Source organism: Flavobacterium macacae (assembly GCF_003865365.1).
In the GTDB taxonomy this organism is placed as follows: Bacteria; Bacteroidota; Bacteroidia; order Flavobacteriales; family Flavobacteriaceae; genus Flavobacterium; species Flavobacterium macacae.
On the sequence record NZ_RQVR01000011.1, the window covers coordinates 91,226 to 104,326 of the forward strand.

A 13,101-nucleotide genomic window follows, 5' to 3' on the forward strand; every position below is an offset into this window, starting at 1 on the left:
TACTTTTGTTGATTGCAACCTTATGCGTAAAAATTAATTTTCCAACTTATAGAATTTACATAATGAATTTAAAACAATTGTTCTTCGGAATACTGCTTTCTGTGAATTTTGCCGGCTTTTCTCAAAATGCTAACAAGGAAGTTTTATTTACAATTGATGATAAACCTTATTATACAGATGAATTTAAAAGGGTTTATAATAAAAATATAGATTTAGTAAAAGATGAATCGCAAAAAGATCTAAACCAGTATTTAGATTTATTTGTGGGGTATAAATTAAAAATAAACAAGGCTTATAAACTGGGTTTACAAGAAGGACAGGCTTATCAATCAGAGCTAAAATCTTACAGAGGACAACTTTCAAAAAATTATCTTACAGACTCAAAAGTTACTGAAGAATTGATTCAGGAAGCTTATGGTAGGTCTTTGAAAGAAATTAAAGCAGCGCATATTTTGTTTTTGGTAGATGAAAATGCAACGCCAGCAGATACTTTAAAAGCGTATAAAAAAGCCGTTGAGGTTAGAGAAAAAGCAGTAAAAGGAGAAGATTTTGGTCAATTGGCATTGCAATATTCTGAAGATCCATCGGCAAAAGAAAACAAAGGAGAATTAGGTTATTTTTCTGCATTTAGAATGGTTTATCCTTTTGAAAGTGCCGCTTACAATACTAAAAAAGGAGGCGTTTCAGAAATTGTAAAAACACGTTTTGGTTACCATATTATTAAGGTAGAAGATGTGAGGAAAAATCGTGGTGAGCTGACAGTGGCCCACATTATGATTTTAAAGCCACAAGCGAAAACTACAGAAGAGTTGGCTGCTGCCAAAAATACAATTCAAGATATTTACAAAAAATTACAACAAGGCGAAAGTTTTGAAAGCCTTGCTAAACAATTTTCTCAAGATAAATCATCTGCAGGAAAAGGGGGCGTAATGAATCGTTTTGGTTCTGGTGAATTAAGTTCAGAAGAATTTGAAGATGTTGCTTTCTCTTTAAAAAATCCAAATGATTATTCTACTCCGATAGAAAGTGTTTTTGGATGGCATATTGTCAAATTGGTGGAAAAACATCCGGTAAAAACGTTAGATGAAATGAAAGCTGATTTGGATGTTAAGATCAGAAAAGATGAGCGTTCAAGGCTGATCATGAATTCAATGACTGAGAAATTAAAGAAAAAATATTCAATTAAAAAGAATGATAAAGTTTATGCCTTGACTGCAAAAGCGGTAAATGATAAATTTTATGTTGGAGAATGGAGTGTTCCCACAGATGTGAAACTTAACGCCAATCTTGTTACAATTGACGGTAAAATGTTTAGCGGTACTGATTTCTTAAACTTTTTAAATAGTCAGCAAAAATCAGAAAATACGATCAAACCGATTGCAAAACTTGTGGAAGCAAAGTATCAGCAATTTGTGGATCAAAAATTAAATGAACATTATAATGAAAATTTAGAAGGTGAATTTCCTGAGTTTGCTGCCGTGATGGATGAATACCGTGATGGCTTATTGCTTTTTGATCTTATGGAAAAAGAAATTTGGGAAAAAGCAAAAACAGACACAATCGGTTTGCAGAAATTCTATGAAGGACATAAACAAAATTATATGTGGGGAAATAGAATCGATGCCGTTGTGCTTTCTACCACAAATAAAGACTTTGCAAAAAAAGCGCAAAAACTTTTAAAACAAGGAAAAACAGCAGATCAGATTAAAGAACAAATGAATATCAAAGACGCCGTAAATGTAATGTCAAATGCTGGAGTTTTTGACGAAAACAGTGATGCTCTACCAAAAAGTATTGAAAGAAAAAACGGAATTTCAGATGTGATTAAAGAAGGAGAATATTATTTTGTTGTACAAATAAATAAACATCTTCCGGCTGCTCCAAAAACATTAGAGGAAGCAAAAGGAAAAGTGATTAATGATTACCAACAATTTCTGGAAGAAAAGTGGGTTGGAGATTTGAAAAATGAATTCAAAGTGAGGGTCAATCAGCCTGTCTTTGAAAGTGTAAAGAGTGAAATGAAATCATAAATGACAAGAATCTTACTGCTACTTTTGCTGGTGTTATTTTCTTCTTGCGATTATTTTAAGCCAGAAGAGAAACCGCAATATATTGCAAGAGTAAATGATTCATATTTGTTTAAAGAAGATATCAAAAATTTGATTCCTGCGGGAACTACAAAAGAAGATAGTTTGATTATTGTAAGAAGTTTTATTGATAAATGGGCTTCGCAAAAGTTGCTTATGAAAGCAGCAGAAATGAACTTGAGCGAGGAAAGACAAGAGGAATTTAACCAACTGATTAAACAGTATAAAATTGATTTGTACACCAGAGCTTATATTGAAGAAGTGGTGAAAACTACAGTTGATACAATTATAAGCAATACCGAATTAGAATCTTATTATAATCAAAATAAGGATAATTTTAAAACAGATGGAACGTTAGTTAAATTGCGATACATTCATTTGCCAAAAGAGCATCCAAAATACCAAACGATAAAAAGTAAGTTTTTTGATTACAAAAAAACGGATAAGAAATTTTGGGACACTTATGGAATGCAGTTTAAAAGCTTCGTGCTGAACGATTCTGTGTGGGTTGAAATGAATCAGATTTATAAAAAACTGCCATTTATCACGCATAACAATAGAACAGAATATATTTCGCAAGGAAAATCGATTGAAAAAAATGATTCTTTAGATGTTTATCTTGTGAAAGTGACCAAAGTTATCGATAGGAATCAGGTGAGTCCGTTTGAATATATAAAGCCGACGTTGCAACAAGTTATTTTAAATAACAAAAAATTAGAATTAATAAAAAAAATTGAAAAAGAGATTACCGATGATGCCATTAAAAATAAAAAATATGAAATCTATAATTAAAAACGCCTGCCTAGTTTTTGGTTTCGCAGCGCTTTTCAGCACTGTGAACGCACAGGAAATTATTCAGGAGGATACCTTAAAAACGGTCACCCCAAAACCTGTAGGAGGCAAGCAGAAAATCGATGGTGTGATTGCGGTTGTAGGTGATTATGTAGTTTTAGATTCAGATATTGATATTGCTTATATTGAAATCTCAAGCCAAGGAGGAGATGTTAAAGAGATTACAAGATGCCAACTTATGGGTAAATTGATGGAAGACAAATTATATGCGCATCAAGCTATTCAAGATAGTATTGTGGTGACAGATAGTGAAGTGAACTCAATGATGGCAGAAAGAATTGATGCTTTGGTTGAAAGAGCTGGATCAATGGAAAAACTCTTGAAATATTACAATAAGCCAAACGAAGAAGAATTTAAAACTTATTTTTTCGATATCTTAAAAACAGGAAAATTGACTTCTTCCATGCGTAATAAAATTATTGAAGAGGTAGAAATTACTCCGGAAGAAGTTAGAACTTTTTTTAGAAAAATTCCAAAAGAAGAATTACCACAATTTGGTGCTGAAGTTGAAATTTCTCAAATTGTAATCAATCCAATCATTTCTAAAGAAGAAGAGCAAAAGGTTATTGACAAGTTGAATGAATTGAAAACAGACGTTTTAGAAGGACGAGGTAGCTTTTTTAGTAAAGCTGTTTTGTATTCAAAAGATGAGGGAACTGTTAGAAACGGAGGTTTTATGCGTGTTACACGAAAATCCGGACTGGTAAAAGAATTTAAAGAAGCTGCTTTTAGTTTGGAAGAGGGTGAGATTTCTGCGCCATTTAAAACAGAATATGGGTATCACATTGTGACGGTTGAAAAAATTCGTGGTCAAGAAATTGATTTGCGTCACATTTTAATGATTCCAAAGGTGACTGATGGATCATTACAGGAGGCTAAAGATAAAATTACAGATATCAGAAACAAGATTGTTAACGGAGATATTTCTTTTGCGGATGCAGCAAGAAGTTCTTCAGATGAGAAAGAAACAAGAGCCAATGGTGGTGCTTTGACAAATCCACAAAGTTTAGATCCACGTTTTGAATTGACAAAAATTGATCCATCACTTTACAATGAGGTTGCAGATATGCAAATGGGTCAAGTTTCGCAACCACTCATGGACGAGGATAGATTAGGAAGAAAAACCTATAAAATCTTGACAGTAACAAGACGATATGATGCGCACACAGCTGATTATGCTACAGATTATTTAAAAATTAAAGATTTGGCTTTAGGTGAAAAAAGAATCGAAGTTATTGGGAAATGGACTAAAGAGAAAATCAAAGAAACCTATATTAAAGTCAACGGAGAATATAGAAACTGTACGTTTACGAACAATTGGTTAAAGAAATAAGCTAATTTGTATTGATTTATAAATAGTGATTCCAACTCAAATTAAAAAATATGTCAGACGTCGCAGCAATACAAAATCTGGTTCAGAAAAGAATTGAGCTTAAAAAAGAAATTTCTAAAATCATTATTGGGCAAGAAGCAGTAGTGGATCAAATACTTTTGAGTATCTTTTCGGGCGGTCACGCATTGCTTGTAGGTGTTCCTGGATTGGCAAAAACCTTGATGGTAAATACTATTTCTCAAGCTTTAGGTTTGGATTTCAAAAGAATTCAATTTACCCCAGATTTGATGCCTTCTGATATTTTAGGGAGTGAAATTTTAGACGAAAACCGTCAATTTAAATTTATAAAAGGACCTATTTTTTCCAATATAATTCTTGCAGACGAAATCAATAGAACACCTCCAAAAACGCAAGCTGCTTTATTAGAAGCGATGCAAGAAAGATCAGTTACCATTGCGGGTCAGCACTATAAATTAGCATTGCCTTATTTTGTTTTGGCCACACAAAACCCAATTGAGCAAGAAGGAACTTATCCTTTGCCAGAGGCGCAGTTAGATCGTTTTATGTTTGCAATTAAACTAGATTATCCAACATTTGCTGAAGAGGTTCAAGTAGTGAAAAGTACAACTTCTGACTTTACAGATAAAGTGAATCCATTATTTACAGCACAAGAAATTATTGATTTCCAGCACTTGATTCGAAGAATTCCGGTGGCAGATAATGTAATTGAATATGCGGTAACTTTAGTAAGCAAAACGCGTCCGGATAATCCGCTTTCAAACGAATTTGTGAAAAATTATTTAGACTGGGGAGCAGGCCCAAGAGCATCACAAAACTTGATTTTAGCAGCAAAAGCAAATGCGGCTTTCAACGGAAAATTTTCTCCTGATATTGAAGACGTAAAAGCAGTTGCAACAGGAATATTACGCCACAGAATTATCAAAAACTATAAGGCAGATGCCGAAGACATTTCAGAAGAAATGATTATTGAAAAATTGATGTAATAATGTCAAAATTCTAATTTAGAAAGGTTCTTAATTTTAAGAACCTTTTTTTATGTCTTGTAAATTCCGAATTTGCTAAAAAATCTTTTGTTAATTAACAAAATCTAAAAAATTTAATTATTTTCCGATTATAATTTAATAATAATCATTAAAATTAAGATTTTGCGAATAATAATCTTTTGAAACACGGCTTTTGCTAAAAATAGTTTAAGTATGAAGGGAATTATGTAAATTTGCACTAACAAATAAACAAAACAAAAAAGCACAATTCACATATCAAAATGGTTTGATAAGGGGTGTGTTTTCAAAAGACTTCCATATATATTATGAACATTTATAACGATTACATTAAAGAGATTGAAGAACGCAAATTACAAGGGCTTCATCCAAAGCCAATTGACGGTGCAGAATTGCTAAGTGAAATTATCTGGCAGATCAAAGATACACATAATGCAAATCGTGAAGATTCGCTTAATTTTTTCATATACAACACCTTGCCTGGAACCACAAGTGCGGCCACGGTAAAATCTAGGTTTTTAAAAGAAATTATTCTTGGCGAAGCTGTAGTTGAAGAAATAACACCAACTTTTGCTTTTGAATTGCTTTCCCATATGAAAGGCGGTTCTTCCATTGAAGTATTATTGGATTTAGCTCTTGGTCAAGATCTTTCCATTGCAAAACAGGCTGCAGAAGTTCTTAAAACACAAGTTTTTCTTTATGAAGCGGATACTGACCGTTTAAAGCAAGCTTATAAAGAGGGCAATTCACTGGCTGCGGAAATCCTGGAAAGCTATGCCAAAGCAGAATTTTTTACCAAGCTTCCAGAAGTTCCAGAAGAAATTAAAGTGGTAACTTTTATCGCAGGAATCGGGGATATTTCTACCGATCTGCTTTCTCCAGGAAACCAAGCGCATTCCCGTTCTGACCGCGAACTTCACGGCCAATGCATGATTACTCCCCAAGCACAATCTGAAATCAGGGGATTGCAGGCACAGCATCCAGATAAAAGTGTGATGCTGGTTGCTGAAAAAGGAACAATGGGTGTGGGTTCTTCCAGAATGTCAGGCGTAAATAACGTGGCGCTTTGGACAGGAAAGCAAGCAAGTCCCTTTATTCCATTCGTAAATATCGCTCCAATCGTGGCAGGAACAAACGGAATTTCTCCAATTTTCTTGACAACTGTTGATGTTACCGGAGGTATCGGATTGGACCTTAAAAACTGGGTAAAAAAGTTAGATGCTAACGGAGAAGTTGTTCGTGATGAAAATAACGATCCAGTTTTAGAAGAAGCCTATTCTGTTGAAACGGGTACGGTTCTTACAATCAATACAAAAACTAAAAAATTATACAACGGCGATCAAGAATTGATGGATATTTCAAAGGCCTTTACGCCTCAGAAAATGGAATTCATTAAAGCCGGAGGATCGTATGCGATTGTTTTTGGTAAAAAAATCCAAACATTTGCAGCGAAGACTTTAGATATAGAGGCGCCTTTAGTATTTGCCCCTTCTAAAGAAATTTCAAACGAAGGTCAAGGTCTTACTGCTGTTGAAAAAATCTTCAACAGAAACGCGGTAGGTATCGCTCCAGGAAAAGTGTTGCATGCAGGTTCTGACGTTCGTGTAGAAGTTAATATCGTAGGTTCGCAAGATACCACGGGATTGATGACAGCTCAAGAATTAGAATCGATGGCGGCAACTGTCATTTCTCCAATCGTTGACGGAGCGTATCAATCAGGTTGCCACACGGCTTCTGTTTGGGATAAAAAAGCACAGGCTAATATTCCAAAATTGATGAAGTTCATGAACGATTTCGGTTTGATTACAGCGCGTGATCCAAAAGGTGTGTACCATTCCATGACGGATGTTATCCATAAAGTTTTGAACGATATCACAATTGACGAATGGGCCATCATAATTGGTGGTGATTCACATACAAGAATGTCAAAAGGGGTTGCTTTCGGTGCCGATTCGGGTACGGTTGCATTGGCTTTGGCTACAGGAGAAGCTTCCATGCCAATTCCTGAATCAGTAAAAGTTACTTTTAAAGGAGCTATGGCAAGCTACATGGATTTCCGTGATGTGGTACACGCTACTCAATCGCAAATGTTGCAGGAATTTGGAGGAGAAAATGTATTCCAGGGAAGAATCATTGAGGTTCATTTGGGAACGCTTACTGCCGATCAAGCCTTTACATTTACAGACTGGACAGCAGAAATGAAGGCAAAAGCTTCTATCTGTATTTCAGAAGATGATACTTTGATCGAGTCTTTGGAAATTGCAAAAGGCAGAATCCAAATCATGATTGATAAAGGAATGGATAACGAGAAACAAGTGCTGCAAGGCTTGATTAACAAGGCAGACAAACGTATTACAGAGATTAAAACGTATGAAAAGCCAGCTTTGGCTCCTGATGCAAATGCTAAATATTTTGCAGAAGTAGTTGTTGATCTTGACTTAATTGCAGAGCCAATGATTGCAGATCCAGACGTAAATAATAAAGATGTTTCTAAAAGATATACGCATGATACCATCAGGCCACTTTCTTTTTACGGCGGAGACAAAAAAGTAGATTTAGGATTTATCGGATCGTGTATGGTCCACAAAGGCGATTTGAAAATTTTGGCCCAGATGCTTAAAAATGTCGAAGAAGAATATGGCAAAGTGGAATTTAAAGCGCCCCTTGTGGTGGCACCGCCAACTTACAATATCGTAGATGAATTAAAATTAGAAGGCGATTGGGAAGTTTTGCAAAGATATTCTGGTTTTGAATTCGACGATAATGCGCCAAAAGGAGCAGCCCGCACGGAGTATGAAAATATGCTTTATCTAGAGCGTCCAGGTTGTAACCTTTGTATGGGGAACCAAGAAAAAGCTTCTAAAGGAGATACGGTTATGGCGACATCAACGCGTCTTTTCCAAGGAAGGGTTGTGGAAGACACGGAAGGTAAAAAAGGAGAGTCCTTGCTTTCTTCAACGCCAGTTGTAGTGCTGTCCACAATTTTAGGCAGGACTCCAACAATTGAAGAATATAAAGTAGCAGTTAAAGGCATCAGCTTGACAAAGTTTGTTCCTTCTAGCAAATTATTAACAGTTTTATAATATAAATTTATGAGAAAGCTTGAGTTATTAACTTGAGCTTTCTTTTTATAACAGCTTTATTTTTCGTAAATTTATAGTAATAACAATACAAATATATAAACTATGGCTTTTGATATTGAAATGATAAAAAAAGCGTACGGCACTATGGCAGAACGTGTTGATAAAGCACGTGAACTTGTGGGCCGTCCGTTAACACTTTCTGAAAAGATTTTATATGCCCACCTTTGGGAAGGAAATCCTACGCAAGCTTTCACAAGAGGAAAGGATTATGTGGATTTCGCACCAGATAGAGTGGCTTGCCAAGATGCAACAGCCCAAATGGCTTTATTGCAATTTATGCACGCCGGAAAACCGAAAGTTGCAGTTCCTACAACAGTTCACTGCGATCACTTGATCCAAGCCAAAGTAGATGCTGCTACCGATTTGGCTAGAGCAAAAACACAAAGTAATGAAGTTTTCGATTTCCTTTCGTCAGTTTCTGATAAATACGGAATCGGTTTTTGGGGCCCAGGCGCTGGAATTATCCACCAAGTAGTTCTTGAAAATTATGCCTTCCCAGGCGGAATGATGATTGGTACGGATTCCCATACTGTAAATGCAGGAGGATTGGGAATGCTTGCCATTGGCGTTGGTGGTGCTGATGCGGTTGATGTAATGTCTGGTATGGCTTGGGAATTGAAATTTCCAAAACTGATCGGAATCAAATTGACAGGAAAATTATCAGGATGGACAGCTCCAAAAGATGTGATCTTAAAAGTAGCAGGAATTCTTACTGTAAAAGGTGGAACGGGTGCCATCGTTGAATATTTCGGCGAAGGTGCTACTTCAATGTCGTGTACCGGAAAAGGAACGATCTGTAATATGGGTGCCGAAATTGGAGCAACGACTTCCACTTTTGGTTATGACGATTCAATGCGTCGTTACTTAAAATCTACCAATAGAGTTGATGTTGCTGAAGCTGCTGACAAAGTCGCTTCTTATTTAACTGGTGATGACGAAGTTTACGCAAATCCAGAACACTATTTTGACCAAGTTATTGAAATCAATCTTTCTGAGCTAGAGCCACATTTGAATGGTCCTTTTACGCCAGATTTGGCTACGCCAATTTCTAAAATGAAAGAGGAAGCGATCAAAAATAATTGGCCATTACAAATTCAAGTGGGTTTGATCGGTTCTTGTACCAATTCATCCTACGAAGATATTTCTCGTGCCGCTTCATTAGCAAAACAAGTTTCAGATAAAAATTTAAAAACTAAAGCTCAATTTACAATTACTCCAGGTTCTGAAGTAGTGCGCTATACCATTGAGCGTGATGGTTTTATCGACACTTTTAATAAAATTGGTGCAACGGTTTTTGCCAATGCCTGTGGGCCATGTATCGGTATGTGGGACAGGGAAGGTGCTGAAAAAGAAGAAAGAAATACCATCGTTCACTCCTTCAACAGAAACTTCTCAAAACGTGCGGACGGAAATCCAAACACCTTGGCTTTCGTGGGTTCTCCTGAATTGGTAACGGCGCTGGCAATTGCTGGAGATTTAAGTTTTAATCCCTTGACAGATAAATTAATCAATGAAGATGGGGAAGAAGTGATGCTTGACGAACCAACCGGAAACGAATTGCCTCCGAGAGGTTTCGATGCTGAAGATCCCGGTTTTCAAGCGCCTTCTGCAGACGGTTCTGGAGTTCAAGTAGTGGTAAGCGAAACTTCTGAAAGACTTCAATTATTAGCGCCATTCCAACCTTGGGATGGAAAAAATATCACAGGAGCGAAATTGCTGATCAAAGCTTTCGGAAAATGTACCACTGACCACATTTCTATGGCCGGACCATGGTTGCGTTTCCGTGGGCATTTAGATAATATTTCAAATAACATGCTAATTGGCGCGATCAATGCATTCAACCAAAAAGCGAACTCTGTAAAAAACCAATTGACCGGCAAATATGACGCAGTTCCGGCGGTTCAGAGAGAATATAAAGCGGCAGGAATTCCAACTGTGGTTGTGGGTGACCACAATTATGGCGAAGGTTCTTCTCGTGAGCATGCAGCTATGGAGCCACGCCACTTAGGCGTAAAGGCGGTTCTTGTAAAATCTTTTGCTCGTATCCACGAAACGAATTTGAAAAAACAAGGATTGTTAGGCCTGACTTTTGCTAACGAAGCAGATTATGATTTGATCCAAGAAGATGATACCATCAACTTCACCGATTTGACAGAATTTGCAGTTGGAAAACCATTGACTTTAGAATTCATCCACGCGGATGGAACTAAGGATATTATTATGGCAAACCACACGTATAATGAAGGGCAAATTGGCTGGTTTAAAGCAGGTTCAGCATTAAACTTGATTGCTGCGGCAGGAAACGCATAATAATAGTTTTGTTTATAAACAAAAAACTCTCGATGAAAATCGGGAGTTTTTTTTATTTATTAATTTTTCCTCCGTCTGGATAATTTCTTCTCAAAATCCCAATTCATAAGTGATTATTTTTCCAGTAGGAAATACAATTATAACGGATTCTTTTCTGTGTGTATTTAAAACCAGCAAATCTGTTATGTATTCTTTTAGATCAAAGGATTTTATTTCTAAAATCGTTTTCTCAAAAATCCTACTATTGCTCCAATTGAACTTTCTAATTTTGAAATATACTCAGAGACTTGCGCTTCGTTTGAAAGTTATTGTTTTGCCATAAAATCAAATCTTGCTTTCCGCAATATGCTTCACGGGAAAGTTTACAGAATTGGCAATAAAGCACAATTTGTTCGCTTCAAAATGCAATTCATTTGCTTTTGCTAAAAATTTTTCGTCGGTAATTGTCACAATCGGGTGTAAAGTCACTTCAATAAATTGGCCGGAACCATCATCGTTTACCTTCATAATTCCGGTGGCATTGTCAATGTAATCTGTAACCACGATTCCGTTTTTTACGCAAACGTGCAAGTATGACATCATGTGGCACGCCGAAAGTGAGGCCAACAGCAAATCTTCAGGATTGTGCGCGCTTTTGTCTCCGTGAAAAGTAGGGTCAGCAGAACCCTTGATGATGACTTTATTATCAATTAAAATATCGTGGTTTCTATCATAAGAACGGTAACTTTCAGTTCCTTTTCCTTTGTTTCCGGTCCATTTAAGGGTAAGCTGATAATTGTGATTTGGATGCATTTTTTAGATTTTAGTTACAAATTTAAGCATTAGCTAATTAAAATTTACTGCAGTTGATAGATGAAAAAGAAATTTTCGTCATTATTTCCTAATAAGGAAATGTTGAGAAGTGCGCTCTTAGTTTCAAATGTAATTGTTTCGCCAGCGTTTAAAGAAACCGTTGTAGATAAATTTCTCAAGGGTTGCGTCACATTAATATTTACAAAAAGTACCACGACGCCAATATTTGCAAAACTACTTCTCGCTAAAATGGCAGTTCCGTTTTTCACAATTTGAACCCCGAAATCGGTTGTAACCCCGACTGCAGAAGTGGAAACAATTTGTACTCCAATTCTATAAATTCCGCTGTGTGGCGCAGTGAATGTATTTGTTAAAACATTAAAATCATTATTGAGATCGATTTCTTTTGCGTTAAATGGAATTTTAGCTCTTGAACTCGTTAATGACAACGAAGGACTTTCGCCACCTGCAAAAAAACCGGCCACGTATGATTTTTTATGGCTGTAAACCACAGTCTTTGAAGATACACGATGACTGTTTCCTGTTATATTGGACGTCAGTATCGAATCTTTTGCGACAGATTCTCTACTTATAGATGGTATATTTCTAATTCTCATATTGCCATTGATATCCAGCATTGCGGTCGGTTGTGCAGTTTCAATTCCAATTTGTGAAAAACAGATAACATGAAATAATAGTACTGACGGTAAAAATATTTTTCTCATAATAATACATGTTAATTATTATCTTACCTGCTCAATGGAGAAAAATGTTTCCTCATTTACAACTGTAATCGTAGAAGGTCCTATTACTAAAAAAGTGATGGTGTCCCCAGGATTAAGTTCCACAATCGTTTCCGTTGTTCGAGTTGTCGGTGATACATTTATTCCGAGTACTGCAATATTTGAAAATGATGCTTTTGCTTTTGTGGCAGTTATACCGGCTAAAGTGGTTTTTTGAATAGCAACACCCACGTCTCCTGTAAGTGACAAGACAGAGGATGCAAATTTTAGTGAAATATTGATGTGGTAAATGCCTGCGATTTTTGCAGTGAAAACTCCCGTAGACAAGCTGTAATCATTGCTGAGATCAAAATCTTTGTTGCTGAATTTCATTAGTCCGGTTCCCGAAGCAGGTATACTCGTATTTCCTGAAGTCCCAAAGTTTCCTCTGACAAAAGATTTAAAATGGCTGTAAATGACTTGTTGCGAAGTGGTCCGGTCGACGTTTCCTTGCAGGTCAACCACTAAAATTGAATCTTTCGCTGCGCTTTCACGATTAGTAGCGGGTGTATTTCTGATTCTTAAATCTCCATTGATGTCTAGAGTTCTCGTTGGAGTTTCCGTTCCAATTCCAATTTGGGAATATCCAATAAATGGAAAAAAAAGTAGAAAGAAGATAAGATTTTTCATGATATTCTCAAATTAGGAAGCTTTCAAAAATAAGAAAAAAAATCAAAAAATTCTCATAATGCGACTTTAAAGTATGGGATAAGTTTCGATAGGAGAATGTTTTAACTAAAAAATCCGTTCTATTTCTAGAACGGATCCTTTTTACCAAAA

Annotated in this window: 9 protein-coding genes; 6 read left to right on the forward strand and 3 right to left on the reverse strand. The window is 36.1% G+C overall.

Annotated features, from left to right (window positions below):
• Positions 1–62: 62 nt before the first annotated feature.
• The 6 genes from EG849_RS10630 to EG849_RS10655 all read left to right on the forward strand — a co-directional run bounded on the left by EG849_RS10630 (position 63) and on the right by EG849_RS10655 (position 10,747).
• Positions 63–2,030, forward strand: a complete 1,968-nt coding sequence (locus EG849_RS10630) for a peptidylprolyl isomerase (RefSeq protein WP_125013065.1) — start codon at positions 63–65, stop codon at positions 2,028–2,030.
• The gene (locus tag EG849_RS10635) at positions 2,031–2,879 is read left to right on the forward strand and encodes a hypothetical protein (protein WP_125013066.1); all 849 of its coding nucleotides are present in this window, start codon (positions 2,031–2,033) and stop codon (positions 2,877–2,879) included.
• Positions 2,842–4,272: a peptidylprolyl isomerase gene (locus tag EG849_RS10640; protein WP_125013108.1), complete on the forward strand. Its 1,431-nt coding sequence runs from the start codon at positions 2,842–2,844 to the stop codon at positions 4,270–4,272. The genes EG849_RS10635 and EG849_RS10640 overlap by 38 nt, the downstream gene beginning before the upstream one ends.
• Positions 4,273–4,322: 50 nt before the next feature.
• Complete coding sequence (locus EG849_RS10645) at positions 4,323–5,276, forward strand: AAA family ATPase (protein WP_125013067.1); 954 nt, start codon at positions 4,323–4,325, stop codon at positions 5,274–5,276.
• A 326-nt stretch (positions 5,277–5,602) separates the two neighbouring features.
• Positions 5,603–8,377, forward strand: coding sequence for a bifunctional aconitate hydratase 2/2-methylisocitrate dehydratase (locus EG849_RS10650; RefSeq protein ID WP_125013068.1), 2,775 nt, complete (start codon positions 5,603–5,605; stop codon positions 8,375–8,377).
• Between the two features lie 102 nt (positions 8,378–8,479).
• Complete coding sequence (locus EG849_RS10655; protein WP_125013069.1) at positions 8,480–10,747, forward strand: aconitate hydratase; 2,268 nt, start codon at positions 8,480–8,482, stop codon at positions 10,745–10,747.
• A gap of 324 nt (positions 10,748–11,071) precedes the next feature.
• On the opposite strand, the gene EG849_RS10660 is transcribed toward EG849_RS10655, so the two are convergent.
• Genes EG849_RS10660 through EG849_RS10670 form a run of 3 tightly spaced genes read right to left on the reverse strand, consistent with a single transcriptional unit; the run spans position 11,072 to position 12,951 of the window.
• Positions 11,072–11,539 carry an OsmC family protein gene (locus tag EG849_RS10660; RefSeq protein ID WP_125013070.1) on the reverse strand — a complete coding sequence of 156 codons (468 nt, stop codon included), beginning with the start codon at positions 11,537–11,539 and terminating at the stop codon, positions 11,072–11,074.
• Positions 11,540–11,583: 44 nt separating this feature from the next.
• Positions 11,584–12,264 carry a hypothetical protein gene (locus EG849_RS10665; RefSeq protein WP_125013071.1) on the reverse strand — a complete coding sequence of 227 codons (681 nt, stop codon included), beginning with the start codon at positions 12,262–12,264 and terminating at the stop codon, positions 11,584–11,586.
• Between the two features lie 18 nt (positions 12,265–12,282).
• A complete protein-coding gene (locus EG849_RS10670; RefSeq protein ID WP_125013072.1) occupies positions 12,283–12,951 on the reverse strand; it encodes an alpha-protein kinase family protein in 669 nt (222 codons plus the stop codon).
• Positions 12,952–13,101: the final 150 nt, after the last annotated feature.

Bases quoted from the DNA above. Each gene is read 5' to 3' on its own strand.
- EG849_RS10670 (WP_125013072.1), bottom strand. From the start codon at position 12,951: ATGAAAAATCTTATCTTCTTTCTACTTTTTTTTCCATTTATTGGATAT.
- EG849_RS10630 (WP_125013065.1), top strand. From the start codon at position 63: ATGAATTTAAAACAATTGTTCTTCGGAATACTGCTTTCTGTGAATTTT.
- EG849_RS10660 (WP_125013070.1), bottom strand. From the start codon at position 11,539: ATGCATCCAAATCACAATTATCAGCTTACCCTTAAATGGACCGGAAAC.
- EG849_RS10655 (WP_125013069.1), top strand. From the start codon at position 8,480: ATGGCTTTTGATATTGAAATGATAAAAAAAGCGTACGGCACTATGGCA.
- EG849_RS10665 (WP_125013071.1), bottom strand. From the start codon at position 12,264: ATGAGAAAAATATTTTTACCGTCAGTACTATTATTTCATGTTATCTGT.
- EG849_RS10640 (WP_125013108.1), top strand. From the start codon at position 2,842: ATGCCATTAAAAATAAAAAATATGAAATCTATAATTAAAAACGCCTGC.
- EG849_RS10650 (WP_125013068.1), top strand. From the start codon at position 5,603: ATGAACATTTATAACGATTACATTAAAGAGATTGAAGAACGCAAATTA.
- EG849_RS10645 (WP_125013067.1), top strand. From the start codon at position 4,323: ATGTCAGACGTCGCAGCAATACAAAATCTGGTTCAGAAAAGAATTGAG.
- EG849_RS10635 (WP_125013066.1), top strand. From the start codon at position 2,031: ATGACAAGAATCTTACTGCTACTTTTGCTGGTGTTATTTTCTTCTTGC.